Raw genomic sequence first — 22,748 nt, 5'->3', positions numbered from 1 at the left:
TGCCTGCCGCACGGCGTCGCCTCGTGCCCTCAGCCGTGCTTGATGGCGATGGTCTTGATGGTGGTGAAGCCGCGCATGCCTTCGAAGGCCTTCTCGCGCCCGTAGCCCGAGTGCTTCATGCCGCCGAAGGGCAGTTCGATGCCGCCGCCCGCGCCGTAGTTGTTGACGAAGACCTGGCCGGCCTCGATGGCGTGGGCCATGCGCAGCTGGCGTGCGCCGTCGCGGGTCCAGACGCCGGCGGTCAGGCCGTAGTCGGTGCCGTTGGCGATCTCGATGGCCTGGGCCTCGTCGTCGAAGGCGATCGCCACCAGCACCGGGCCGAAGATTTCCTCGCGGGCGATGGCGTGTGCGGGATCGACCTCGGCCAGCAAGGTGGGCAGCACGTAACAGCCGTTGGCCGGCGCACCGTCGGCCAGGCGCCCGCGCGCGGCCAGTTTCACGCCGTCGGCCAGGGCCGCGTCGACCATGCCCATGATCTTCTGGCGTTGCCGGTGGTTGATGACCGGTCCGAGGTCGCGGTCGTCCTGGCCACGGCCCACCACCAGCGCATCGAAGCGCTCGGTGAGCCTGGCCATCACCGCGTCGAAGGCGCTGCGCTCGATCAGCACGCGGCTGCCGGCGGTGCAGGTCTGGCCGGCGCTCTGGATGATGGCGTTGACGATGGTCGGAATCGCCTGCTCCATGTCGGCATCGGCGAACACGATCTGCGGCGACTTGCCGCCGAGCTCCAGCGTCACCGGCACATGTCGCCGCGCCGCCGCCTCGGCCACCAGCGCGCCGGTGGCGGTGGAGCCGGTGAACGAGATATGCGCGATGCCCGGATGCGCCGACAAGGCCGCGCCGGCTTCGCTGCCCAGGCCGCAGACCACGTTGATCGCGCCGGCCGGAAAACCCACGTCCAGCGCGATCTGCGACACCCGCAGCGAGGTCAGGCAGGCGTCTTCGGCGGGCTTGACCACGCAGCAGTTGCCGGCGGCCAGCGCGGCGGCCACCGAGCGGCCGTAGATCTGCGCGGGGTAGTTCCAGGGAATGATGTGGCCGGTGACGCCGTGCGGCACCCGCACCGCCAGCACGGTGGTGCCGGCCGCGTACGGGATCGTCTCGCCGTGCAGCTTGTCGGCCGCGCCGCCGTAGTACTCGAAATAGCGCGCGCAGGCGGCGATGTCGTTGCGCGCCTGCACCATGGGTTTGCCGGTGTCGCGGCATTCGAGTTCGGAGAGCTCGTCCTGGTGCTCCAGGATGGCCGCCGCCAGCCGGCTCAGCAGCCGGCCGCGCTCGGTGGCGGTGAGCTTGCCCCAGGCGCCGTGGAAGGCGCGTTGGGCCGCCCGCACCGCGTCGTCGATCTCGGCCGCGCCGCTGCGCTGGATGCGGGTGAACACCTCGCCGGTGGACGGGTCGATCACCTCGACGGTGGCGCCGCCGGAGGCGGGCACCTGGCAGCCGTCGATGAAGTTCAGGAATTCGGTCGGCACCGCGTGGCGTGCGGCGGGTTCGATCTGGGCGGGATGGCGGTCCATGGGCGATTCCGGTTGGGTTGGAAAAGGAAAGGCGCGAGCTGCCGCTCAGCGCGTGAACCCGGCCAGGTGCGGCAGCCAGGTGCTGAGCGGGGCAGGAAGGTGAGCATCAGCAGCACCACGCCGTGCGCCCAGGTGCGCTCAGGCGATGCGGCGTTTCGCCACCGCCGACACCTGTGCCTGCGGCTCGCCATCGCGCAGCAGCAGCGCGGGCAGCTCGGGCAGGAAGGATGTGCCGAGGCCCGCCGCCGCCAGTGCGTCGAGCGTGGCGCCCACCGCGGCGGCGATGCCGTGCGCCGCGCCACCGTTGTCGGCCATGGTGTTGTAGTAGCCCAGGTCCTTGGCGGCGTTGGCGATGCTGAACTTCATCTGGGCGGTCTCGCCACCCAGCAGGTAGGGCTTGAGGCGCTCGAGCGCGGCACCGCCGCCGCCGCCCTTGCCCAGCACGTCGACGAAGACCGCCGGATCGATGCCGGCACGCTGCGCGCAAGCGGCCGCCTCCGACATCAACGCCACGGTGCCCAGCGACACGAAGTTGTGCAGCAGCTTCATGCGGTGTCCGGCGCCGGGCGGGCCGGCGTGGAAGATGTTCTCGGCGAAGCATTCGAGCAGCGGCCGCACCTCCGCCAGCAACGAGGCATCGGCGCCCACCAGCAGGTTGAGACGACCTTCGGCCGCCTCCTTGGGCGTGCGGGTCATGGCCGCGTCCAGGAAACGGCTGCCGGCCTGCTCCACCGCTGCGGCGAGCTTCTCGGTCGAGGCCGGCACCGCGGTGGAACAGTCGATCACCACGCTGCCGGCCGCCAGCCCCTGCAGCACGCCGCCCTCGCCCAGCAGCACCGCTTCCACTTGCGGCGTTCCGGACACGCAGAGCACCACGATGTCGCTGCGGGCCGCGAGCTGCGCCGGGGTGGCGCAAGTGCGCGCGCCGGCGGCCAGCAGATCGTCCAGGGGCTGGTTGCCGGCGTGCTCCAGCACCGACAGCGGCCAGCCCTTGCCCACGATATTGGCGGCGATGCCGTGCCCCATCAGGCCCACGCCGATCATGCCGACGCGTTTGCGGCCCGAGGCCGATGCGATGACTTCCATTCGAGACTCCACGATGTTGTTGCACCCCATGTTGTCGTACAAATAGATCGTATAACTTGGGGACTTTTCGGACATGTGGGGAAAGCCCTTGGTGGTAGGCTTCGTCGCATCGCACCCCGAAACAGCCCCCGAAACATGCAGACCGACAACCCTGTGGAAGGCACGCTCACCGACCGAATGGCGGGCGTGCTGGCATCGCAGATCCGCAGCGGCGCCTGGCAGCCGCAGACCCGTCTGCCGACCGAGAGCACGCTGATGCTGCAGTACGGTGTGAGCCGCACGGTGGTGCGCGAGGCGCTGTCGCGCCTGCGCTCGGAGGGCCTGGTCGAAACCCGCCAGGGCAGCGGCACGGTGGTGCAGGAACTGTCGGCCTCCGATTCCTTCCGGCTCGGCGCCGCCGTGAATCCCGCCGAGGGCGTGCTGCGCATCCTGGAACTGCGGCGCGGCATCGAGGCCGAAATGGCCGCACTCGCCGCCGAGCGGCGCACCGCCGCCGACATGCGCGACATCGAGAAGGCGCTCAAGGCGATCGCCACCGCCACCGACCACGGCGGCGACGGTGTGGCGCAGGACCTGGCCTTTCACATGGCCATCTCGAACGCGGCGCACAACCCTCATTTCCCGGAGTTGCTCGGCATGCTGGGGCGCGCCCTGCACGACGCCATCGCGCTCGGCCGGCGCAACGAAGCCATGCGGCCCGAGCTGGCCGCGCAGGTGCTGTTGGAGCATGCCGCGCTGATCGAGGGCATACGCGCCCGCGACCCCGCCGCCGCACGCGAGGCGGCCCACGCCCACATGCGCGAATCGGCTGAACGGCTGCGCCGCGTGGGTGCCGATTTCTGGAAGGACGACGCGGTCGCCCGGGCGCGGCGGGTGGCGCGCACGCGCATCAACGCCACCTGAATCCGCGCGCCCGCGCCCCCCCCGCCCGGCAGGCCCGCCGGCGAGAAAGGGCAGGTCGAGCAAGCCTTCCGCACCATCGGCGCCAAGCCCCCGCCGATGGCGTTTCCCGAGGTGTTCTGCGCCTTGCAGCAGGGCGCGATCGACGGGCAGGAGCAGGCCATCGCCGCTAGCGCCTCCACCAAGATGTCGCAGGTGTAGAAGTACTTGTCGCTGACCGGGCACTTCTTCTCGCCCGCCGTCTTCGTCATGGCGCCGCGCAGCTGCGACAAGCTCTCGGCGGCCGGCAAGGTGGCCTTTCTGGCCATGCGCGAGTACATACGCTACGCCGACGCCCGCGGTGTCGACCAGATGCGCAAGGACGGCATGCAGGTCGTGACCAACGTCGACAAGCAGAAAGTCCAGGCCGCCTTCCAGCCGGCATACGTGGAGTACGCCAGGAAGTACGGGCGGGCCAATATCGACGCGACCAAGGCCGTGGGCGCGGCCCGGTAGGCCGGCCGCGCCTCAGGCTGGCGGCTGCGAGCCGAACAGGCGCGCGATGCCGCCGCGCAGGTGGGCCTCCATCGACGCGCGGGCCGCCAGGGGATCCTGCCGCGCGATGGCGTCGACCACCGCCCGGTGTTCGGCGCATACGCCGCTCGGGCGATCACCCGCGGCACGGCCCGACAACTGCCGCGCGAGCTGGATGCTGAAACGCGTCTGCGGCGCCAGGGCCGACATGGTCATGGCGAAGAAGCGGTTGCCGCAGCCCTGGGCGATCGCCTCGTGGAAGGCGATGTCCTCGTCGACCGCGTCGCGCCCTTCGGCCAGCGCGCGCTCGAAACGCTCGCAGCAGTCGCGCACGTCCTGCAGCTGCGACCCGGTGCGCACCTGCGCCGCGCGGGCGGCCGCCTCGCCCTCCATGCAAAGCCGGAATTCGAGGAAGGCGCGGATGTCCGGAATGTCCTGCAGGGTGCGGATCGACAGCGCCGCCGCCTGCGGCAGCATGTCGGTGACGAAGGTGCCCGAGCCCTTGCGCGCCGCGATCCGGCCTTCGTCCCGCAGCCGCGCCAGCGCCTGCCGCAGCACCGGCCGCGACACACCCAATTGCCGCGACAAGGCGGTTTCGCCCGGCATGCGCGCCTGGGGCTCGAAACCGGGCGTGCCGATCAAGCCGAGCAGTCGCTCGTAGACCTTGTCGGCCAGCAGCCCCACCACCGGGCCTGCGGAAAACGTCGATTCAGCCAAAAAACACCTCGCGCGGATAGACAGCTATTTACAGGGTAATCCAACGCGACGGCCGATACCAGACCAGCAGACAATGACTTGAGCGCCCTTTTACCCCAACTTTTCCGCATAGCTGTCAAAAGCTGATAACCATGTCCGCCATTCAAAGCCTGAAGACCTATCGACTTCCCGACCGTCCCAGCCTGGTCTGGGTCGAGCTGGAAACCGCCGACGGCCTGGTCGGCCTGGGTGAAACCTTCCGCGGCGCGGTCACCGTCGACACCTTCCTGCACGAGGAACTGGCGCCTTGGCTACTCGGCCGCGATGCCCGGCAGATCGAGGGCATCTCGCGCCACCTGCTCACGCCCTATGTCGGCTACAACGGCTCGGGCGTGGAGGTGCGTGCGGCCAGCGCGGTCGACATCGCCTTGTGGGACCTGGCCGGGCAGCGCCAGGGCGTGCCGATCCACGAGGCGCTCGGTGGCCTGTCGCGGCCGACCGTACCGGTCTACAACACCTGCGCCGGCTATGCCTACAACACGACTGGCAAGCGGCGCGACATCGGCACGGCCGACGTGTCCGACGGCCCCTACGACGACCAGGTGGCCTTCATGCGCGACGCCGGCGCGCTGGCCACCAGCCTGGTCGCCGAGGGCTACAAGGCCATGAAGATCTGGCCTTTCGACATCTACGCGCCGGCCAGCAACGGCCAGCTGATCACGCTGGCCGAGCTGGAAAAAGGGCTGGAACCCTTTCGCAAGATCCGCGAAGCCGTGGGCAACCGGATCGAGGTGATGTGCGAGCTGCACAGCCTCTTCGGCGGCCATTCGGCGCTGCGCATCTGCCAGGCCCTGGAGGACTACGACGTTTTCTGGGTGGAAGATCCGCTCTGCAAGATGGACGACCCCGCCGGCCTTGCCGACCTGCGCCGCCGCACCCGGGTGCCGATCTGCGGCAGTGAGAGTTTCGGCGGCCTGCGCCCGTTCCGTGAGCTGCTCGCGGCCGACGCGCTCGACGTCGTCATGCTCGACCTGGCCTGGTGCGGCGGCTTCACCGAAGGTCGCAAGATCGCCGCGCTCGCCCAGGCCTTCAACCGCCCGCTGGCGCCGCACGACTGCACCGGCCCGGTCACGCTGATGGCCGGCCTGCACATGGCGCTGCACGCGCCCACCGCCATCTACCAGGAAGTCGTGCGCGCCACCCTGGCGACCTGGTACCGCGACATCCTCACCGGCCTGCCGGTCATCGCCAATGGTCTGGCACAGCCGCCCACGGCCCCCGGACTCGGCGCCGCGCTGCAGGAAAGCTTCAAGCAGCAGCCCGGTCTGGTCGTGCGCGAATCCCGCCGGAGCGCCTGACCATGCGCGTCAAGATCGTCGGACTCCACGCACCCCATGCCCCGCGCCTGCGCACGCTGCTGGGGGAAGGCCACGAAGTCGAGGCACTCGCGGCTTTTCCGCCCACCGGCGAGATCCGCGCCGATGCGGTCATCACCAACAGCCTGTCGACCGACGAGGCCGCTCGCCTGCATTGCCGGCTGCTGCAGGTGCCGGGCGCCGGCACCGAGCAGGTCGCCATGCAGGCGCTGCCGGGCACGACCACCGTGTGCAACGTACACGGCCACGAAGTGCCGATCGCCGAGTTCACGCTGCATGCCATGCTGGAGCACGCACTCCAGCTGTGGTCGTATCCCGCGCGGCTGGATGCCGAGGCCTTCGCCGGCTGCTATGCCGCACGGCCGCAGCACGACGAAGCCCAGGGCAAGACCGTCGCCATCCTCGGCTTCGGCCACATCGGCCAGGAGATCGCCCGCCGCGCCCGAGCCTTCGACATGCACGTGATCGCCGTCACGCGCGGCGGCCGCCAGGGCGCGGCCGAGCTGGCGCACGAGTTCGTCGCGGTGACCGCACTCGACGCCGTGCTGCCCAGGGTCGACACCCTGGTGGTGTGCTGCCCGCTCGACGACGGCACACGCGGCCTGATCGGTGCACGGCAATTGGAACTGCTTGGGCCGAAGGCGCTGCTGGTGAACGTGGCGCGGGCCGAAGTGATCGACGAGCAGGCGCTCTACGAAGCCCTGCGCGACAAGCGCCTGGGCCGCGCGGCGCTGGACGTCTGGTACCGCTACCCCAAGCCCGGCCAGCCGCCGGTGGCGCCCTCGCGCTGGCCGCTGCACGAGCTGCCCAACGTGCGCGCCACGCCGCACATCTCGGCCATCACCCCCGGCCTGCTGGACCGGCGCTACCGCTTCATGGCCGACAACCTGGGCCGCCTGCAGGCCGGCCAGCCACTGCACAACGTTGTGTTCCAGAGCCCCGTGACACGACGAGAAAACCCCGACAGGAGACCCGCATGAAGACCTTCGCCCGCCGCACGCTGCTGTGCCTGGCCGCATCCGCCCTGGCGGCGATGCCGGCCGCACCCGCCTTCGCCCAGGACCCCGCCGCCTATCCGTCGCGCATGATCCGCATCATCGTGCCCAACCCGGCGGGCGGCACCTCGGACGTGCTGGCGCGCATCCTCGCCAAGGAACTCGGCGAGCAGTTCAAGCAGTCGGTCATCGTCGAGAACCGCGCCGGCGGCAACGGCCACATCGGCGCGGCCTTCGTCGCCAAGGCGCCACCCGACGGCTACAACCTGCTGCTGCTCGACATGAGCAACCTCACCATCGGCCCCAGCGTGATGCAGCTCACCTACCAGCCGCTCAAGGAGCTGACGCCGATCACCATGCCGGCCTACTCGCCGCATCTTCTCGTGGTGCGCAACGACCTGCCGGTGAAGAACCTCGACGAGCTCGCTGCCTATGCCAAAAAGACCGGCAAGCCGCCGAGCTTCGGCACGCCGCTGGCGTCCATCAGCCAGTTGGCCGGCATCGTGCTGGCACAAGGCCTGGGCTTCGAATTCAACGTGATCGGCTACAAAGGCGGCGCGCAGGCGCTGGCCGATCTCGCCGGCTCGCAGATCGATTCGGCGATGGCCAGCGTGCTGGCCAGCAATCCGCTGGTGCAGGGCGGCAAGGTCCGCGCCATCGCGGTCACCAGCGCCAAGCCCTTCGCGGCCACGCCGGGCATACCCACCGTCGCCTCGCAGATTCCCGACTTCGTCACCGGCTCCTGGCAAGGCCTGATGGCGCCGGCCGGCACGCCGCCGGCCGTGCTCGACAAGCTGCAGTCGGCGGTGCGGGCCATCGTGGCGCGCCCGGAAATCGCCAAGCGGCTGCAGGAGCTCGGCTCTGAGCCCTCGGACATGACCCGCGAACAGATGGCCGCCTGGATGCAGTCGGAGACCACCCGCTGGGCCAAGGTGGTGAAGGACAACCACATCAAGGCCGAATGACGCAAGCGCTTTCATCGGGCAAGCCCTAGCCTGCACGACCCCTGTCACCGAGTACAAATCCCGATGACGTTCCATGGACCCGGCATGCCGGCGTTCATGGAACCGCTTCGCGATCGAAATCAGAACGACCAGGGAGTCACCGTGAGTCACGAAAGCCGGCAGCCACCGCTGCAGGCGCATCAATTGGTGCGCCGAACGATCGCCTTGGTCCTCGCGGGCGGGCGTGGATCCCGCCTCAAGCAACTGACCGACCGCCGCGCCAAGCCCGCGGTCTATTTCGGCGGCAAGTTCCGCATCATCGATTTCGCGCTGTCCAACTGCCTGAATTCGGGCATCCGGCGGATGGCCGTGGTCACCCAGTACAAGTCGCATTCGCTCATGCGCCACCTGCAGCGCGGCTGGAGCTTCCTGCGCGCCGAACTCAACGAAATGGTCGACGTGCTGCCCGCCCAGCAACGCACCGGCGACGAGCACTGGTACCGCGGCACCGCCGACGCGGTGTTCCAGAACCTCGACATCATCCAGACGCGCTCCACCCGGCACGACTACGTGGTGGTGCTGGCCGGCGACCACGTCTACAAGATGGACTACTCCATCATGGTGAAGGACCACGCCGAACACGGCCGGGGCTGCACCGTCGGCTGCATCGAGGTGCCGCGCGAACAGGCCACCGCGTTCGGCGTGATGGCGATCGACGAGAACCGGCAGATCACCGCCTTTCTGGAGAAGCCGGCCGATCCGCCCGCCATGCCGGGCTCGCCCGACCTGGCGCTGGCCAGCATGGGCATCTACGTCTTCGATTCGAAGTACCTGTATTCGCTGCTGGAGGAAGACGCCCGCAATCCCAACTCGAGCCACGATTTCGGCAAGGACATCATTCCGCGCGCCGTCGCCGAGGGCCGGGCACTGGCGCACCCGTTCAGCCTGTCCTGCGTGACGCGGGGCGCGCGCGGACCGCACGCCGAGACCTACTGGCGCGACGTCGGCACCATCGACGCCTTCTGGGCCGCCAACCTCGACCTCGCGTCGATCAGCCCGCAACTCGACATCTACGACACCGACTGGCCGATCTGGACCTACCAGCGCCAGTTGCCGCCGGCCAAGTTCGTCGTGGACCGCGACGGCAACAACGGCGTCACCGTCAACACCATCGTGTCGGGCGGCTGCATCGTGTCGGGCTCCAAGGTGATCGGATCGGTACTGTTCTCCGGCGTGCGCATTCACTCGTTCTGCGAAATACGCCAGGCCGTGCTGCTGCCGGACGTCGAGGTCGGCCGGGGCGCGCGACTGTCGAAAGTGGTGGTCGATCGCGGCTGCGTCATTCCCGAAGGTCTGGTCGTCGGCGAAGACGCCGCCGCCGACGCCGCGCGATTCGAGCGCACCGAAACCGGCGTGGTGCTGGTCACACGCGAGATGCTCGAAAAACTCGCTGATTAGGCAAAGGCTATAGCTTTACGCCCATTAGTACCTACAGACTATTGCGCGTTGATGCTTCTTTTTGTGTACTTCACCTCTTAGATGTATCGAAGAGGAGAGGTTCATGAATGAAGCTGTCGTCTACCGGGCATTCGGTGCCGTCGATGCGTTCGCGGCGCAGGACGAGGCGCCCCTATTCGCATCGAAATTCGTGGCCGATGCCGGCACGGTGTTGCGCGCTGGCATCGCCGCGGCCAGCCCCGTTGCCCGTCTGCGCAAGCGCCAACTGGCTGCTTCTCTCGCCCGGCAGGCACCCGCCACCATTGTCCGCGCCCTGCCGGTCTGATCGTTTGAGGGCCTGATCCGCCAGAGGCGGCCAGACGCGGCCAGGGCCGTTTTTGCGGCCTCTTCGGCGCACCAGGACAGAGCCCATGCCCCGGGCCTCCTACAATCGTCGGCTTTTGCGGTTCGCCGTGATACCCCGACGCAGGAAGCCCGCCGCATGCAAGACCACTATCTCGCCCTGGGCGTCAGCAGCGGTGCGAGCCTGGCGGACATCAAGAAGGCCTACCGGCTCCAGGCCGCCCGCTACCACCCCGACCGCAACCCGGCCCCGGATGCCGCGAAACGCTTTCGCGCGGTCCAGGAGGCCTACGACATCCTCGGCGACGCGGCCCTTCGCGAAACCTACGACGACAACCGCAAGCGCAACCTGCTCGACGATCCGCTGGAGACGGCACGCGTGATCTGGGCCGACTATTTTCAACGCCTCCTCTAGGCCCCGATGCACGTATCCCCCTACTTCCACAACCTGCGCTCCGCCTACCTGGCCGAACTCGACGACATGCGCCACGACTCCGACGGCCAGTTCGTGCTGGACCGGCGCCTGGCCGAGCGGCGCGGCGAGGTGACCTTCCTGGTCAACATGCTGGAGGTCGCGCCGGAGATGGTGGCGGTCGTGCTGCACAAGGCCTTCCACTTCAGCTCCGCGCCGGTCATGGACCGCCTGCTGGCCTGCGAACCCGAAGACCTGGCTCCGTGGGAGAGCCTGCGCCAGACGATCACAATCGCCGCCTGGGCCATGCCCACCGTGAAATTGCTGCGCGAGCATGCCGCCGGTGACCACTTTCTGAGCGTGGCCGCCGCGCTCGAATACATGGCGGGCAGCCCCCGCCACGCGCCCGCCGCTGCCGCCGACGAGGACGACAGCGACGACGACACGGACCACGACGACGAACGCGAATCCGACGACGGCCAGCACCTGTCGGCCGACGACCTGGACGACGCCGACGGCAAGAGTCGCGAGGAAGCCCGTGCCGACTGGATGGCCGAGCAGGGCTTCGACCGCAAGGACTGACGCCCTCCCGCACGCAACGCACCCACCACCATGAACCACCTTGCCCTGATCACCAAGACCCGCAGCCTGATCGCCGCCGGCGACATCGCCGGCGCCGAGTCGGCCCTCACCGAGCTGGCCGACACCGAGGGCGACCGTGCGCTGATGGTGGTGCTCGACCAGCTCGAGCCCAAGGACATCCTGGCGGTGATGCGCGAATACGACCCGTCGCGCGAATCGGTGGTGAGCCTGCTGGTCACCCCCGAGCAGTTCGCGCACGCCATCGTCATCGAGAAGCGCTACAAGGACCTCACCCACACGCACCTGCGCGGCATGGTCAACGGCATCGTGTTCCGCGAAGACGCCGACCCGGTGGCTTTTCTGACCGCGGTGGGTGACCTCGAAGGCGGCAGCGAGGCCATGGCCAACTACTTCGCCGAGAAGTGGGCGCGCATCGAATCCTTTGCCCGCACCGGCAACTTCGACACGGTCGAGGAAGACGGCGAGATGCTGTCGGAAACCGCCCTGCTGGCCTCGGCCTACGCCAGCCCCAAGGTATCGCTCGACGAGGTGGCGGACCAGGACTGGATGGAACTGGCCTGGCGCATGCGCTACGAGTGCCCGGACCTGTTCACCGAAACCCTGCTGGTGCTGCGCGCCAAGGCGCGCGCCCACGACCTCGGTCTGGAAGACGACGAGGAGGCCGACGAAGACTATGACCCCCGCGTGGAGACCGGCGACACCGACCGGGGCGGCAGCACGCCCGCCGCACGCGACGACGAGGAAGAGTCGGCGATCTGAGGATCGCCATTTATCCGCACCCCATCCACCATGCCCACGCCCCACTCCGCCGCGCTCCAGGCCGTCGCGCTGTTCGACGACCGGCCCTTCTTCGAGAAGGCCCTGCAGCACGGCGTGCGCCACGGCATCATCACGCCCGACCGGCTGGCCGCCATGCTCCAGGAGGCGCCCAAGGGCATGGTGCAGATCGCGCGTTACTTCGGCACCGAGTACCTGCGCCCCGACCTGGAAAAAGCCCGCGACCGGCTCGTCAACCTGATGAGCCTGTACCTGGAACACTCCACCGGCGGCGACCTCGACCGCGCCGCCGAGTCATTGCGCGACCACAGCCTGCTGTCGCGCTCCAAGGGCGGCTCGGACATGCTCAAGGCCCTGATCGCCATGCCCCAGAGCAGCCACTTCGGCATGCAGGAACACGGCGTCTTCCAGGACAAGCAGATTCCCCTGCTCGCCAAATGGACCCTGCGCAGCCTGCCCGAGTACCAGGCCGAGCGTGCCGCACGCAGCCAGGCCGCCACCCTGGTGGAAGCGGCCACCTGGATGGCCGCCCGGCTCGGCCTGGATGCCGATGACCTGGACGATGCCGGCAAGGACGCCGAAGCCGTCGTGCGCACCGCCCTGCTGGTGCGTGCCTGCCGGCGCGGCGCCATGCCCGACTGGGCCGCGTTCGAGAAGATGGTGCTCGGCCTGCGCAAGAAGCACGCGCCGACAGGCGACGGCCAGCCGAGGCCACCAGTCGCCATCGGCCTGCCCCGCGACCTGCCCGCGCAGTACCTGGAGGCGGTGCAGACCGTGCAGGATTCGGTCGTGCAGGACCTCCCCCGCATCCTCGACGCCAGCCTCGGCGTGCGCAAACTCTTCGACCAGACACCGGCTTTTCTCGGCCGCTATTTCTGGCTGGAAGACGCCCTGGCCGACCTCGACCATTTCGAACGCAGCGTCAGCGCGGTGTGGGAAAAGGCCACCGAAGGCCACGGCGACGACAGTTCGCTGCTTACCCTGTTTCTGCGCATCGCCACCAACAGCAGGCACGCCACGCTGCTGACCCGCAAGACCGCGACCGCGCTGGTCAAGAAGGTCCGCACCTCCGGCCTGGATGCCGACCTGCCCCGCGATTTCGTGCGGCAGCACGCGCCGCCGCAGTTGCAGGGCGACTACCTGCAGCTATGGAACGCCTTCATCGACGAGGCCGAACCGGTGCTGCGCAGCGACCGGGTGCAAGCCACCGAGGACGCGCTGGCACTGCTGCGCCGCGAGTGCAACGTCGCCGAGTAGCGCGCGAAGCAGTGGGCGATGGCGGTGTCATGAACCAGGCGTGATAAAGGATGGGTCGGAACCCGGCATGGTTTGTCACCTCACGCCACCCGGGCCCGAAGATCCGAATCCGGCGGCTTTCGGCACGAACGCCCCCGTCGCTGTGTTCGTGTGCCCGCCGCCTTCGGCACCGCTAGCCGGCACGCTCAGACCGGATAGAACCCGACCGGCTGATCCCGCCCCGCATCACCGGCCGCCGACGCCAGCACACTCGCCAGCGGCCATGCGCCGGCTCCGGTGGTGGCATAGAGCATTCCGTCGATCCAGCGCAGCGCCAGGATGCGTCCCAGGTCGGGAAGACTCAACAGGGCGACGACCGGCTGGAGGCTGTGTGCGGTGCGCCACAGGACATCGTCGAGCACGGCCTGGCCGCCGTCCTGGCCGCTCAGCAGCGGCATGGCAGAGCCTGCGGGCCGCAATGCGATGCCGTGGCGCTGCGCCAGATAGTTGGCCATCGTGTTGAAGCTGACCATGCCGTAGGACCGGTTGCGAATCTGGTGCGCCGTGGCGTGCGTGGCGTGGGCGGGAATGCCCAGGCTCTTGTCGAGCCAGTCCGCGAAGTCGTCCAATGGCGCGGGTCTGTCGGTGAGTTCGGCGATCGCGTCGCAGGCGTCGCTGAAGCCGGGGATCCGCAGCCAGGACACGAGCCGGCTCACCGCCCCCTGGCAGGCCGTCTCGGGCAGCGCGGCCCAGAACTGCCCGCCTTGCAGCGTGAGGCCGGCGGCGGTGTCGGGGCCTGCGATCGTCGGCTGGCCCACACGCTCGTCGAGCAGGTAGAGCACCTGATCGTGGTGATTCAGCGCCACGAATTCAGCCGACGCCGCGCTCTGTCCGGATCGCATCACCACGGCCTGGCGCAGGTCGGGCATGACGGCGCCGGCCACCGCTGGCCATTGGTGCGGCGGCAGCCACAAGGTGGTCCAGCCGGCATCGGCGTTTTGCCCGTCGAACGTTCGGGATGCGTTGTACGACTGGGCGATCCGCAGCGCGTCGTCGGGTGTTGCCGACTGCGCCCAGGCCTGGGCGACGGCGTCGGTGGGCGCGGTGCTCTGGATGGCGTTGGCCATGGCGTAAGCGAGCTGATGGAGATCGCCCATTTCGGGGGCCATGCCGGCTTGGGGATGTTGCTGGACTTCGGCAGAAGGCAGGCCGGATGGCGGGACGAACGCATCAGCGGCCTGCGGTGCCCACGGCTGGATCGGCGCGGTCTGCGGCATCGACGCGATCTGGCCTGACACCGCGATCGGCGCCACGGAGGTCACGGTCGGCTTGCGCTTGGGCATGCCCTCGTATGCGCCGGACCCGCCCACGTCGGTCGGCCGCTTGCGTCGCTTCCTCGCCGTCGGGGCCGATGTCTCGTCGTCTGCCAGTGGCAGTTCGCCGGGGGTCAGGTCGCGCTGGAGCGCCAGGTATACGTCGATGACGGCGATGCCGGTCGGCTGCAGCATCGCGCCGGTGTCCGGGTCCTTGCAGACTTCTTCGTGGAAGGCGTCGAGGAAGTCGTCCCAGGGTGGCATGCCCTGGCCGGGTTGGTGCTGGAGCCGGGTCATGATCCTGGCTGCGGCCTCATGCTTGGCCACCTCACCCGTCGGGGTCGCGCGCCCGAGGAATCGAATATTCGGGAAGCGGAGTGGTTGTCCATGCCGGGCCAGCATCTGGTCCAGATTCACACGGGACACCTGGCGGCCGGAAAGCGCCAGATGGGCCGCCAGGGTGCCCTGGTCGATGCCCCGCGCTCCCTTGGAATGGGCGAACAGCGCCATCGTGTCGTCTCCGACCATGGCGTCGATGACCGATCTGTTGTGTTCCGCGTTCTGCGGCAGGCTGGCGATGTGGCTGATGAGGATCGGGACCGAGCAGAAGAAATCGGGGTTGCGTTCGTTGATCCAGCTGACCAGCTGGTTGCGTGGTGCGAAGGCGGCATAGGGAATTTCCTGCCGCAATCGGTCGATCTGAGCGCCCAACTCCGCGGACGTCGGCGCCGGGCGCTCCCACTGGCGTCGATTCAGCAGCGTTTCCCATTGCGCGGGATAGATGCGTGACAGCATCTCGCGCACGCCCCGGTGAACGATGGGAAGCTTTCTTTGGTCGATGGTCTGCAGGATGCGCGTGGCGTCGAAACAGTCGCGCCCGGCCGTGTTTTTGACGATGTAATAGTCGAGGCGCTTTTCCTTCTTCAGTTGCTCCAGCAGGGTGAAGACCTGTTCGACCTGCGTGGCGCTGGCGGTGCCGAGCGCTTGAACCTGGCGCTCTGCCGGCTGCACGGTCTGCGCGCGGGGCTGCACATGGTTCTGCACGAGGGGCTGTACGGGTTTCCGGCGGCCGGCGGGGGGGCACAAAACCGCTTCGTTGAGGACCCATTCCGTGTCGTCGCCCCGCATGAGCAGGCCGTGATCGGCCAGTCGGTCGACCTGCTCCACGCGTTGCTCGGGCGGCATTTCCGGGCGCATGGCGGCAATGACGTCCTCGCATTGGGCCGTGCTGAAGCCGTCGGGGAATCGCCTGCGCAGTTCGCCCGCGATACCCGCTTCGCGAGGTGGCCGGTCGGCGCCCGGCAGGCTGTCGTACACCGGCGCCCGGCCCCGGAACAGGTTCAGCGTTTCACTCTCGTTCTGGAAATGGAAGAACTCCTCAGGCTCCCGCCCGCTCGGAAAGTAATGGGAGCCATGCCTTTGCAGCTGGCACCTCGATTGGGGCTGGCTGGCCATGAGTTTGGGCAGGCTGCGCGTGAAATCCTTGCTCAAGCGCACACCTCGCAGCCACAGGAGCTCCTGCAACTCACGCTCGGTCGTTGGAAAACCTTCGTCGGCCATGGTCTGCACGCATTCCCCGATGGCCGCGGCGTGGTCGCCGATGATCTGCTTCAGTCTTAGGATGCTCTTGCATTCGGGCGTTGGATTCAACTCGCGCACCCTCCCGAACCTCGCGATGTCGCCGTACACCAGGAAATGAAGGTACTGCATGACCGGGACATGGTGGGTCACGAGAAAGTCGAGGAGCGTGGGCCCGCAGGCGTCCGGATGGGCCATTCGCAGCAGGAACGCCTTCAGTCGGTCGCGGCTGAGCAATGGGGAGGAGCCCTTCGCGAGGGCCGTCCGGACCCGGGGCAGAAAGGTGGTCAAGGCCGGCCATTGAGGGCACAGCTCCGGATGCTCCATCGCGATCCAGCCCTGGATTCTTCGGATCGGTGCCAGCAGGCCGAGCTTCCTGAGTTCATGCGCCACATGTTCGGCGGCGGCGGTCACCGAACTCCGGCGAAGCGTATCGGGCATGTGCGCCGTGACGTCCGTGGGCTTGGCTTCCCGTGGCGCCTGCTCGATGGAGAGGCTCGTCGCGACGACCCCGCGCGCCATCGTCGATGACCAGGATGGTTGCGCGAACGCGAGGGGGTCGGCACCGTCAGCCTGCTGGAGGTTCCAGTCTTGGAACAGATCGGCCGTCGTGACCGCATTCGATGCCGATGTCGGTGCCGTCTGGCCGTTTGGCAACGCCGTCGAAGCCGGGTAGCCGTGCGGCGGCAATGAGGTACCGGATGGGCCCGGCGGGAGGGAGGGAGGAAGAAAGGCCACGTCGCTGAGCGCTCGCAATAGCGCAAAGGCTCGATGGTTGACGGCCCGGCGCCTCGATGGCGGTCAGAACCGAAGCCGCCGGGCATCGGCGCGAAACCGGCGCGAAACCGGCGTGAAACCGGTTCGCCGAACCTCAGTCGACCCGGATGCCGGCCTTGCGCACTGTTTCTCCGCTGCTTCTGACCTCCGACGCGATCAATTTGCGGAAAGCCTCCGGCGTCGAGCTCGTCGGTGTCAGGCCGAGCGCGGAGACCTTCTCGTTGACCACCGGGTCGGACAGGGCGGCGGCGAAATCCGCGCTCAGGCGACCGGTGATCTTGGAGTCGAGGCCGGCGGGCGCGGTCATGCCGAACCAGGCGCCCGACTCGAAGCCGGCGAAACCGGTTTCGATGAAGGTCGGCACGTCGGGCAATTGCGCCACGCGCGAGGCGCTTCCCACGCCGATGGCGATCAGCTTGCCGCTGCGCACATAGGGCAGCACGTCCGGCAGCGGGGCCATCAGCAGGTCGGTCTGCCCGCCCATCACCGCCACCACACCGGGCGCCGAGCCGGGATAGGGCACGTGCAGGATGTTCATGCCCGACAACACCTTGAGCTTCTCCAGCGCCAGGTGGGCCGCCGTGCCGTTGCCGATGGAGCCCGAGGAAAGCTCGCGTTTGCCCGACCGGGCGAGCTCCCGCAGTTCACCCATGGTCTTGAAGCTCGCGCCGGGCTGGGCCACCAACACGTTGGGCGTGAAGGTCAGCTGCGTCAGCGGCGTGAAATCCTTGAGCGTGTCGTAGGGCAGGTTGTCGCGCAGGCTCGGGTTGACGGCGAAGGCGTTGGTGACGACGCCGAGCGTGTAGCCGCCCGCCGGCGACTTGGCCACCGAGGCGACACCGATGATGGTGCTGGCCCCGACCTTGTTCTCGATCACCACCGGCACGCCCCAGCGGGCCTGCAGGACGGGCGCCATGACCCGCAGCAGAACGTCGGACGAACCGCCGGGCGGGTAAGGCACCACGATCTTGATCGGTCGGTCGGGGAAGGTGCCCGAATGGCCGACCTGCGGTGCGGCGATGGAAACGGCGACGGCCAACGCCGCCATGAAACGCTTGAACATGAACTCTCCCTTTTCGCTAGGACTCGATACCGTCGTGGGTCGGGAAGTCCTGTGGGTCCAGCACCTTGAAGTCGCACGGACCAAGGCCCTGGATCAACAGGAAGGACACCGTCTTCTTGTCCGCGACCTCGATGAAGTGCGGACGGCCTGCCTGGATGGAGAAAGACTCGCCCGCTTCGATTTCGCGGGTCTCTGGCGGGTTGTGCATGCGGATCCGCAGCACGCCCTCGGTGATGTAGAACAGGTCTTCGACATGCGTGTGCACATGCCAGGGACTGCGCTGGTCGCCGCTCATGCTGATCTGCGTCAGCCGGTGGTTCGGTTCTTCGACGAGCTTGACGCGGCGGTCCATTTCGTAGGCCGCGCCAGCGGTGGCGGTGATGGGTAGGGTCGCGTTGTCCATGGATCAGGCCGCCGGTTCGAGGTAGCTGTCGGAGAGGTCGACGATCACCGTGCCGGCGTCGGTCGCGTCTTCCCAGAGCTCACGCCGGTCGAATTCGACGCGGTAGGTGAACTCGGCCGCGCCTTCCTCGCGATGCCCCACCCGGCCAGGGAACGGCAGCGCATGACGGCCCCGGTCGACGATGGTGCCGGCGTGCCCACGCACGTAGGCGGGAGCGCGCACATGGCCGTCGGGCAGGTCCGCCCGCACCCGGACGCGATCGCCGGCCGCGAAGCGCACCCGCTGCGGCTCGGCGGCACCTGCATGGCCCGGGCCCCGGGGGCCGGACATGGGGATCTGCACATGGGGCTCGAGGTGCTGCCGGATCTCGTCAGGCGTGACGATGCCGGCCTCGAAATAGGCGTTGGTGATGCCGCTCAGCATGCGGTCGTAGTAGGACTTGCTCAGGTAGAAGTCGCGCGGCAGGCGCTCGAGCGCGTGGCGGTAGGCGTCGGTGCGGTACCAGCCCTTCTTCGCGCCCAGGCGCAACACGGCCATCAGCGTCCACTCCCAGCGCTCGTGGTATTCGTAGTCCTTTTCCAGGTGCGGGATGGCGCCAAAGCCGGTGGCGCCGCCTAGGTCGTGCACATCAGGCATGCTGCACCTCCCGCGCACCGCCGACCGACACGGCATCGCGCCGCACGCGGGTAACGTCGGGCTGCTCCACGCCGATCAGGCATTTCTTGGTGACGATGGAGGCCAGCTCCGCCTCGCTCCAGCCATCGGTGCCGGCGGGTCGCGCCGGGATCACCATGTAGCCGGTCTCGGCGGTGATGTCCCAGACCTTGATCTCCACCTCCGGCGCCAGTTCCAGGCCGAACTCCTGCAGCACCGCACGCGGCTCGCGCACCAGGCGCGCCCGATAGGCCAGGCTCTTGTACCAATGCGGCGGCTGGCCGATCAGCGACTTGATGGTGCAGGAGCACAGGGTGCAGACCAGCACGTTGTGCACGTTGTCGGTGTTCTCGACCGCCACCGCGTCCCAGCCGCCGAAGGGCACCGGCTGCACCACCTCGTTGGCGGTGCCCAGCGCGTCGGCCAGCAGCCGCTGCTTGAACGCCGGATCGCACCAGGCCCGCGCCACCACGGCGGCGCCGTTCTCGGGCGTCCAGGTCTCGAAGCCCTCTTCCACCGCATCGACCTCGGCCTGCGTATGCATGCCCTTGGCGATCAACGCGTCGCGCAAGGCGAGCGTTCTTTCCTTCTCGTTATTGAAGTGCACGGGTATTTCCTTTCATCGTCGCTTGTGTTTCATAGGCTGCCCAGGCGTCGGCGCCCTGCAGGATTTCGTCGTCGGTGAGCCGGCAGGCATCGAGTGCGTCGGTGATCGCCTGCCGGTCCAGGCGTTGGCCGATGAAGACCAGTTCCTGTCGGCAGTCGCCCACGTCTTCGGACCAGCGGCTGCGGATGAAGGCCCGCAGGTCGTCGTTCTGCGGCCAGGTGCGCTCGTCGACGAAACGCCACCACGGTCCGGACCAGTCGCAGGCCATCGGCGAGGCGCCGGCCTTGGCCAGCACGCCCATCTCGGTGACGCGGTGCGCCAGCCACAGGTAGCCCTTGGCGCGCAGCACCGCCGGGTCGCGGCCATGACGGGCCAGGAAGTCGGCGAACCGGGCCGGATGGAACGGGATGCGCGAGCCGTAGACGAAGGAGTCGATGCCGTAGGCGTCCTGCTCGGAATGCTCCTCGCCGCGCATGGTCGCCAGCCAGCCGGGGGCCGCCGCCGCCTGCTCGATGTCGAAGGCCTGCGTGTTCACCAGCAATTCCGGTGCCACATCACCGCCGTGCGACACCACGATGCGCGCCCGGCTGTTCAGGCCACGCAGCACGCCGCGCAGGCTGGCCTGCTGTTCGGGCGATATCAAATCGCCCTTGGCGACGACGATGACGTCGGCGAACTCGACCTGGCTCACCAGCAGGTCGTGCAGATCCGGTTCCTGCGCGGCAAACGGCGCCGGCTGCGACCGCAACCGTGCCAGGTAGTCCGTGCCGTCGACCACCGTCACCATGGTGTCGAGCCGCGCCACGTCCGACAGCACCCGGCCGGCCTCGTCCATGAAGGTGAAGGTCTCGGCCACGGGCAGCGGCTCGCCGATGCCGGTGGACTCGATCAGCAGGTAGTCGAAGCGGCCGTCGGCGGCCAGCCGCGCCACCTCGCCCAGCAGGTCTTCGCGCAGGGTGCAGCAAATGCAGCCGTTGGTCATCTCCACCAGCGCGTAGTCGGTGCGTGTGAGGGCGGCGGCGTCCTGCACCCGGTGTGCATCGATGTTGATCGCACTCATGTCGTTGACCACGACCGCGATGCGCATGCCGTGCAGGCTGCCGAGCAGGTGGTTGAGCAGGGTCGTCTTGCCCGCGCCCAGGAAACCGCTGAGCACGGTGACGGGCAGACGGCGATCCGCCGATGCCGAGTTGGTGGACGTCGGTGCGTGGGGCATGGCGCTTCCCTAGCCCGCCACCGGCCGGGCGATCACGCTGACGTGCGCCGCCACGATCTTCCAGGCGCCGTCCAGCCGCGCCCAGGTCTGTTGCTGGCGGCCGATCATGCCGGGCTGGGCCTCGCGCTCGAAGAGCGTGCTGGCCGTGGCGCTGTCGGTGCCGAAGGTGGTGATCTCGGTGCGGCTCAGCACGCGTTGCAGCCCGACCGGCGAACGGCCGCTGCGAAAGGCGCGGATCTCCTCGATGCCGTGCAGGTTCTCGGCGATGCCGTAGCGGATCGTGCGGCCGTCGTGCCAGAAGCAGGCGTCCATGCCGTCCAGGTCGTTGGAGACGAGCGCGGCTTCGTAGCGCTCGAAAGCCTGCCGCACTTCGGCAAGCACCGTGGGGTCGTTGACCAACATCGTCGTCTTCCTTTTCTTCTACAGGTTCGCTTCGCGGCAGCCGACCACGCCCCGGCGTTCCAGCTCGCGGGCGACCCGCAGCGCCAGGTCTTCCCGCCAGGGCGGCGCGATCACCTGCACCCCGATGGGCAACGCCGCGCCGTCGAGCACCGGCACGGCCACCACCGGCAGGCCGACGAACGAGATGGGCTGGGTGAACACGCCCAGGTTCGGCCGCACCGGCAGGGTCTGGCCGTCGAGCACCATGGTCTTCTGGCCGATGCGCGGCGCGCGGCACGGCGTGGCGGGTGCGAGCAGCACATCGACGGTGTCGAACACCCGCAGCACCTGTTCGCGGAAATGCCGGCGAAAGCGCTGGGCGGCCTCCACCCAGGCCGCCGGTGTCGCCAGGCCGCCGAGCAGGCGGGCGCGCACCGCCGGATCGAAGTCCTGGATGCGGTGCTGCAGCCGCTGCACATGCAGCGCCGCGCCTTCGGCCGTGGTGATGACGATGGCCGCCGCGCGTGCAACCTCGGCCTGCGGCAGCTCGACCAGGCGCGTCACGCCGAGCGCCTGCGCCACCCGGTCGACCGCCTCGAAAGCCTCGGGCTGGCCCAGGCGGCGAAAGTAGCCGCCGGCCACGGCGATACGCAGGCCTTCGGTGCCCAGGTCGATCTGCTGCAAGGTCGGCTCGGGCGGCCGTACGCTCTGCATCGGGTCGGCCGCATCGGCGCCCTGCAGCGCGTCGTAGACCAGCGCCAGGTCGGCCACCGAGCGGCCGAACGGCCCGAGGTGGTCGAAGGCGGAAACGAAGGGAAAACTCCCGCCGCGCGACAACCGGCCATAGGTCGGCTTGAGCCCGAAGGTGCCGCACAGCGAAGACGGCACGCGGATGGAGCCGTTGGTGTCGGAGCCCAGCGCGATCGGCACCAGCTTCGCCGCCACGGCCGCGCCGGAACCGCCGGACGAACCGCCGGTCATGTGGTCCAGCCCGTGCGGATTGCGCGATGCGCCGTCGTGGTGGTTCTCGCCGGTGAAGTCGCAGGCGTATTCGCCCATGTTCAGGCCGCCGACGAGGATCGCGCCCTGCTGTTCCAGCTGTGCGATCAAGAATGCGTCGCTGCCCGCCGGCGGCAGCTCGCGGTTGATTCGGGAGCCGGCCCGGGTCGGCAGGCCCCGGATGTCGAACAGGTTCTTGGCCGCGAAAGGCACGCCCGCCAGCACGCCGGGCACACCGCCACCGGCCACGCGGCGGTCGAGCGCGTCGGCGGCCCGCAGGGCCCGCTCGGCGGTGACGTCGGTGAAGGCGTTGACCACCGGGTTCAGCGCCTCGATGCGCTGCAGCGTCGCCTCGACCACGGCCCGGGCGCTGGTGTCGCCACGCGCCACGGCCGATGCAATGGCCTGGGCGGACGCCGACGCGGGCGATGCGAGTTCCAGCGTCGCGCTCATGGCCGGTACACCGCGGCGGGTTCCGCGCGGTCTCCGAGGTCGGCTGCCTGGATCACGCTCGCGGCGGCGGCGATGACGCCGACGACGGAGCGCGCCTCTTCCCGCCACGACGGCTCCACGGCCAGGCCGAAGGTGTCGATGGTCGCCGAGAGAAGCCGGTCGAGCGCGCCCGGGCCGGGTGGGGCTGATGTGTTCATGGTCAATCTCTTTCTTGATGACGGAAGGCCGGCATCACTGCAGCGTGATGTGGGCGGCGTCGATGAGCTCCGGCGATCGGGCGGTCCGGATAGGTCGGCGCTGCGGTCCGGGCCCCGGCGGTCAGGCCGGTGGCGGCCAACGCGGCGGCGAGCGAGCTGCGGAAAATTTTTTTCATCGACATGGGGCGACTCCTGGTGCGGCGCCAGTGTCCGCAGGCCGACCGTCACCAACAAGTGAGTTCTGGCAAGCAG

25 protein-coding genes are annotated in these 22,748 nt (G+C 68.7%); 12 read left to right on the top strand and 13 right to left on the bottom strand.

From position 1 onward, the window contains the following. Window positions 1-29: 29 nt before the first annotated feature. Complete coding sequence (locus R9X41_RS06545; RefSeq protein WP_318634075.1) at window positions 30-1,517, bottom strand: aldehyde dehydrogenase family protein; 1,488 nt, start codon at window positions 1,515-1,517, stop codon at window positions 30-32. Window positions 1,518-1,655: 138 nt separating this feature from the next. After that, on the bottom strand, window positions 1,656-2,603 hold the full coding sequence (locus R9X41_RS06540) for an NAD(P)-dependent oxidoreductase (protein ID WP_318634074.1): 948 nt from the start codon (window positions 2,601-2,603) through the stop codon (window positions 1,656-1,658). Between the two features lie 135 nt (window positions 2,604-2,738). Here R9X41_RS06540 and R9X41_RS06535 point away from each other — a divergent pair, with 135 nt between their 5' ends. The 3 genes from R9X41_RS06535 to R9X41_RS06525 all read left to right on the top strand — a co-directional run bounded on the left by R9X41_RS06535 (window position 2,739) and on the right by R9X41_RS06525 (window position 3,998). Next, the gene (locus tag R9X41_RS06535; protein WP_318634073.1) at window positions 2,739-3,506 is read left to right on the top strand and encodes a FadR/GntR family transcriptional regulator; all 768 of its coding nucleotides are present in this window, start codon (window positions 2,739-2,741) and stop codon (window positions 3,504-3,506) included. A 96-nt stretch (window positions 3,507-3,602) separates the two neighbouring features. After that, on the top strand, window positions 3,603-3,704 hold the full coding sequence (locus R9X41_RS06530; RefSeq protein WP_318634072.1) for a hypothetical protein: 102 nt from the start codon (window positions 3,603-3,605) through the stop codon (window positions 3,702-3,704). A gap of 6 nt (window positions 3,705-3,710) precedes the next feature. Next, window positions 3,711-3,998 carry a type 2 periplasmic-binding domain-containing protein gene (locus R9X41_RS06525; RefSeq protein WP_318634071.1) on the top strand — a complete coding sequence of 96 codons (288 nt, stop codon included), beginning with the start codon at window positions 3,711-3,713 and terminating at the stop codon, window positions 3,996-3,998. A gap of 12 nt (window positions 3,999-4,010) precedes the next feature. Here the strand turns inward: R9X41_RS06525 and R9X41_RS06520 are convergent, their stop codons facing one another. Next, a complete protein-coding gene (locus tag R9X41_RS06520) occupies window positions 4,011-4,733 on the bottom strand; it encodes a FadR/GntR family transcriptional regulator (protein WP_318634070.1) in 723 nt (240 codons plus the stop codon). Window positions 4,734-4,864: 131 nt separating this feature from the next. Here R9X41_RS06520 and R9X41_RS06515 point away from each other — a divergent pair, with 131 nt between their 5' ends. From R9X41_RS06515 to R9X41_RS06475, 9 genes are all read left to right on the top strand, one after another. Then, window positions 4,865-6,070 carry a mandelate racemase/muconate lactonizing enzyme family protein gene (locus R9X41_RS06515; RefSeq protein ID WP_318634069.1) on the top strand — a complete coding sequence of 402 codons (1,206 nt, stop codon included), beginning with the start codon at window positions 4,865-4,867 and terminating at the stop codon, window positions 6,068-6,070. Window positions 6,071-6,072: 2 nt separating this feature from the next. Then, window positions 6,073-7,068, top strand: coding sequence for a 2-hydroxyacid dehydrogenase (locus R9X41_RS06510; protein WP_318634068.1), 996 nt, complete (start codon window positions 6,073-6,075; stop codon window positions 7,066-7,068). Beyond that, complete coding sequence (locus tag R9X41_RS06505) at window positions 7,065-8,048, top strand: tripartite tricarboxylate transporter substrate binding protein (RefSeq protein ID WP_318634067.1); 984 nt, start codon at window positions 7,065-7,067, stop codon at window positions 8,046-8,048. Before R9X41_RS06510 ends, R9X41_RS06505 begins: the two co-directional genes overlap by 4 nt. Before the next feature lie 141 nt (window positions 8,049-8,189). Continuing rightward, window positions 8,190-9,485 carry a glucose-1-phosphate adenylyltransferase gene (glgC, locus tag R9X41_RS06500; RefSeq protein ID WP_318634066.1) on the top strand — a complete coding sequence of 432 codons (1,296 nt, stop codon included), beginning with the start codon at window positions 8,190-8,192 and terminating at the stop codon, window positions 9,483-9,485. Between the two features lie 103 nt (window positions 9,486-9,588). Beyond that, a complete protein-coding gene (locus tag R9X41_RS06495) occupies window positions 9,589-9,810 on the top strand; it encodes a hypothetical protein (protein WP_318634065.1) in 222 nt (73 codons plus the stop codon). Between the two features lie 156 nt (window positions 9,811-9,966). After that, entirely contained in the window at window positions 9,967-10,242 is a 276-nt protein-coding gene (locus R9X41_RS06490; protein WP_318634064.1) for a DnaJ domain-containing protein, read from the top strand. A gap of 6 nt (window positions 10,243-10,248) precedes the next feature. Beyond that, window positions 10,249-10,821, top strand: coding sequence for a hypothetical protein (locus tag R9X41_RS06485; RefSeq protein WP_318634063.1), 573 nt, complete (start codon window positions 10,249-10,251; stop codon window positions 10,819-10,821). Between the two features lie 30 nt (window positions 10,822-10,851). After that, on the top strand, window positions 10,852-11,601 hold the full coding sequence (locus R9X41_RS06480; protein WP_318634062.1) for a hypothetical protein: 750 nt from the start codon (window positions 10,852-10,854) through the stop codon (window positions 11,599-11,601). 30 nt (window positions 11,602-11,631) lie between these two features. After that, on the top strand, window positions 11,632-12,876 hold the full coding sequence (locus R9X41_RS06475; RefSeq protein ID WP_318634061.1) for a hypothetical protein: 1,245 nt from the start codon (window positions 11,632-11,634) through the stop codon (window positions 12,874-12,876). 185 nt (window positions 12,877-13,061) lie between these two features. Here R9X41_RS06475 and R9X41_RS06470 read toward each other — a convergent pair whose 3' ends face one another. The 10 genes from R9X41_RS06470 to R9X41_RS06425 form a co-directional block, all read right to left on the bottom strand. After that, complete coding sequence (locus R9X41_RS06470) at window positions 13,062-16,436, bottom strand: hypothetical protein (RefSeq protein ID WP_318634060.1); 3,375 nt, start codon at window positions 16,434-16,436, stop codon at window positions 13,062-13,064. Between the two features lie 181 nt (window positions 16,437-16,617). Then, window positions 16,618-17,586, bottom strand: a complete 969-nt coding sequence (locus tag R9X41_RS06465) for a tripartite tricarboxylate transporter substrate binding protein (protein WP_318634059.1) — start codon at window positions 17,584-17,586, stop codon at window positions 16,618-16,620. Window positions 17,587-17,602: 16 nt separating this feature from the next. Continuing rightward, window positions 17,603-17,989, bottom strand: a complete 387-nt coding sequence (locus R9X41_RS06460; protein ID WP_318634058.1) for a cupin domain-containing protein — start codon at window positions 17,987-17,989, stop codon at window positions 17,603-17,605. Between the two features lie 3 nt (window positions 17,990-17,992). Beyond that, entirely contained in the window at window positions 17,993-18,625 is a 633-nt protein-coding gene (locus R9X41_RS06455) for an SH3-like domain-containing protein (RefSeq protein ID WP_318634057.1), read from the bottom strand. Beyond that, window positions 18,618-19,250, bottom strand: coding sequence for a nitrile hydratase subunit alpha (locus tag R9X41_RS06450; RefSeq protein ID WP_318634056.1), 633 nt, complete (start codon window positions 19,248-19,250; stop codon window positions 18,618-18,620). Before R9X41_RS06450 ends, R9X41_RS06455 begins: the two co-directional genes overlap by 8 nt. Next, window positions 19,237-20,466 (bottom strand): GTP-binding protein, encoded by a 1,230-nt coding sequence (locus tag R9X41_RS06445; RefSeq protein ID WP_318634055.1) that lies wholly within the window; start codon window positions 20,464-20,466, stop codon window positions 19,237-19,239. The genes R9X41_RS06450 and R9X41_RS06445 overlap by 14 nt, the downstream gene beginning before the upstream one ends. A 9-nt stretch (window positions 20,467-20,475) precedes the next feature. After that, on the bottom strand, window positions 20,476-20,868 hold the full coding sequence (hpxZ, locus tag R9X41_RS06440; RefSeq protein WP_318634054.1) for an oxalurate catabolism protein HpxZ: 393 nt from the start codon (window positions 20,866-20,868) through the stop codon (window positions 20,476-20,478). A gap of 18 nt (window positions 20,869-20,886) precedes the next feature. Beyond that, entirely contained in the window at window positions 20,887-22,299 is a 1,413-nt protein-coding gene (locus R9X41_RS06435) for an AtzE family amidohydrolase (RefSeq protein WP_318634053.1), read from the bottom strand. Further along, window positions 22,296-22,496 (bottom strand): AtzG-like protein, encoded by a 201-nt coding sequence (locus R9X41_RS06430; RefSeq protein WP_318634052.1) that lies wholly within the window; start codon window positions 22,494-22,496, stop codon window positions 22,296-22,298. The genes R9X41_RS06435 and R9X41_RS06430 overlap by 4 nt, the downstream gene beginning before the upstream one ends. 2 nt (window positions 22,497-22,498) lie before the next feature. Next, complete coding sequence (locus R9X41_RS06425; RefSeq protein ID WP_318634051.1) at window positions 22,499-22,678, bottom strand: hypothetical protein; 180 nt, start codon at window positions 22,676-22,678, stop codon at window positions 22,499-22,501. Between the last annotated feature and the right edge of the window lie 70 nt (window positions 22,679-22,748).

Origin of the sequence: Xylophilus sp. GOD-11R, from assembly GCF_033546935.1 — a bacterium.
Classification (GTDB): Bacteria; Pseudomonadota; Gammaproteobacteria; order Burkholderiales; family Burkholderiaceae_C; genus Xylophilus.
This window is presented reverse-complemented; position numbering and strand designations above follow the sequence as displayed.

Coding starts and splice junctions, on each gene's coding strand:
- hpxZ (WP_318634054.1), bottom strand. CDS start 20,868: ATGTTGGTCAACGACCCCACGGTGCTTGCCGAAGTGCGGCAGGCTTTC.
- R9X41_RS06445 (WP_318634055.1), bottom strand. CDS start 20,466: ATGCCCCACGCACCGACGTCCACCAACTCGGCATCGGCGGATCGCCGT.
- R9X41_RS06545 (WP_318634075.1), bottom strand. CDS start 1,517: ATGGACCGCCATCCCGCCCAGATCGAACCCGCCGCACGCCACGCGGTG.
- R9X41_RS06465 (WP_318634059.1), bottom strand. CDS start 17,586: ATGTTCAAGCGTTTCATGGCGGCGTTGGCCGTCGCCGTTTCCATCGCC.
- R9X41_RS06485 (WP_318634063.1), top strand. CDS start 10,249: ATGCACGTATCCCCCTACTTCCACAACCTGCGCTCCGCCTACCTGGCC.
- R9X41_RS06535 (WP_318634073.1), top strand. CDS start 2,739: ATGCAGACCGACAACCCTGTGGAAGGCACGCTCACCGACCGAATGGCG.
- R9X41_RS06430 (WP_318634052.1), bottom strand. CDS start 22,496: ATGAACACATCAGCCCCACCCGGCCCGGGCGCGCTCGACCGGCTTCTC.
- R9X41_RS06515 (WP_318634069.1), top strand. CDS start 4,865: ATGTCCGCCATTCAAAGCCTGAAGACCTATCGACTTCCCGACCGTCCC.
- R9X41_RS06510 (WP_318634068.1), top strand. CDS start 6,073: ATGCGCGTCAAGATCGTCGGACTCCACGCACCCCATGCCCCGCGCCTG.
- R9X41_RS06505 (WP_318634067.1), top strand. CDS start 7,065: ATGAAGACCTTCGCCCGCCGCACGCTGCTGTGCCTGGCCGCATCCGCC.
- R9X41_RS06495 (WP_318634065.1), top strand. CDS start 9,589: ATGAATGAAGCTGTCGTCTACCGGGCATTCGGTGCCGTCGATGCGTTC.
- R9X41_RS06455 (WP_318634057.1), bottom strand. CDS start 18,625: ATGCCTGATGTGCACGACCTAGGCGGCGCCACCGGCTTTGGCGCCATC.
- R9X41_RS06435 (WP_318634053.1), bottom strand. CDS start 22,299: ATGAGCGCGACGCTGGAACTCGCATCGCCCGCGTCGGCGTCCGCCCAG.
- R9X41_RS06475 (WP_318634061.1), top strand. CDS start 11,632: ATGCCCACGCCCCACTCCGCCGCGCTCCAGGCCGTCGCGCTGTTCGAC.
- R9X41_RS06530 (WP_318634072.1), top strand. CDS start 3,603: ATGGCGTTTCCCGAGGTGTTCTGCGCCTTGCAGCAGGGCGCGATCGAC.
- R9X41_RS06480 (WP_318634062.1), top strand. CDS start 10,852: ATGAACCACCTTGCCCTGATCACCAAGACCCGCAGCCTGATCGCCGCC.
- R9X41_RS06540 (WP_318634074.1), bottom strand. CDS start 2,603: ATGGAAGTCATCGCATCGGCCTCGGGCCGCAAACGCGTCGGCATGATC.
- R9X41_RS06460 (WP_318634058.1), bottom strand. CDS start 17,989: ATGGACAACGCGACCCTACCCATCACCGCCACCGCTGGCGCGGCCTAC.
- R9X41_RS06490 (WP_318634064.1), top strand. CDS start 9,967: ATGCAAGACCACTATCTCGCCCTGGGCGTCAGCAGCGGTGCGAGCCTG.
- R9X41_RS06425 (WP_318634051.1), bottom strand. CDS start 22,678: ATGTCGATGAAAAAAATTTTCCGCAGCTCGCTCGCCGCCGCGTTGGCC.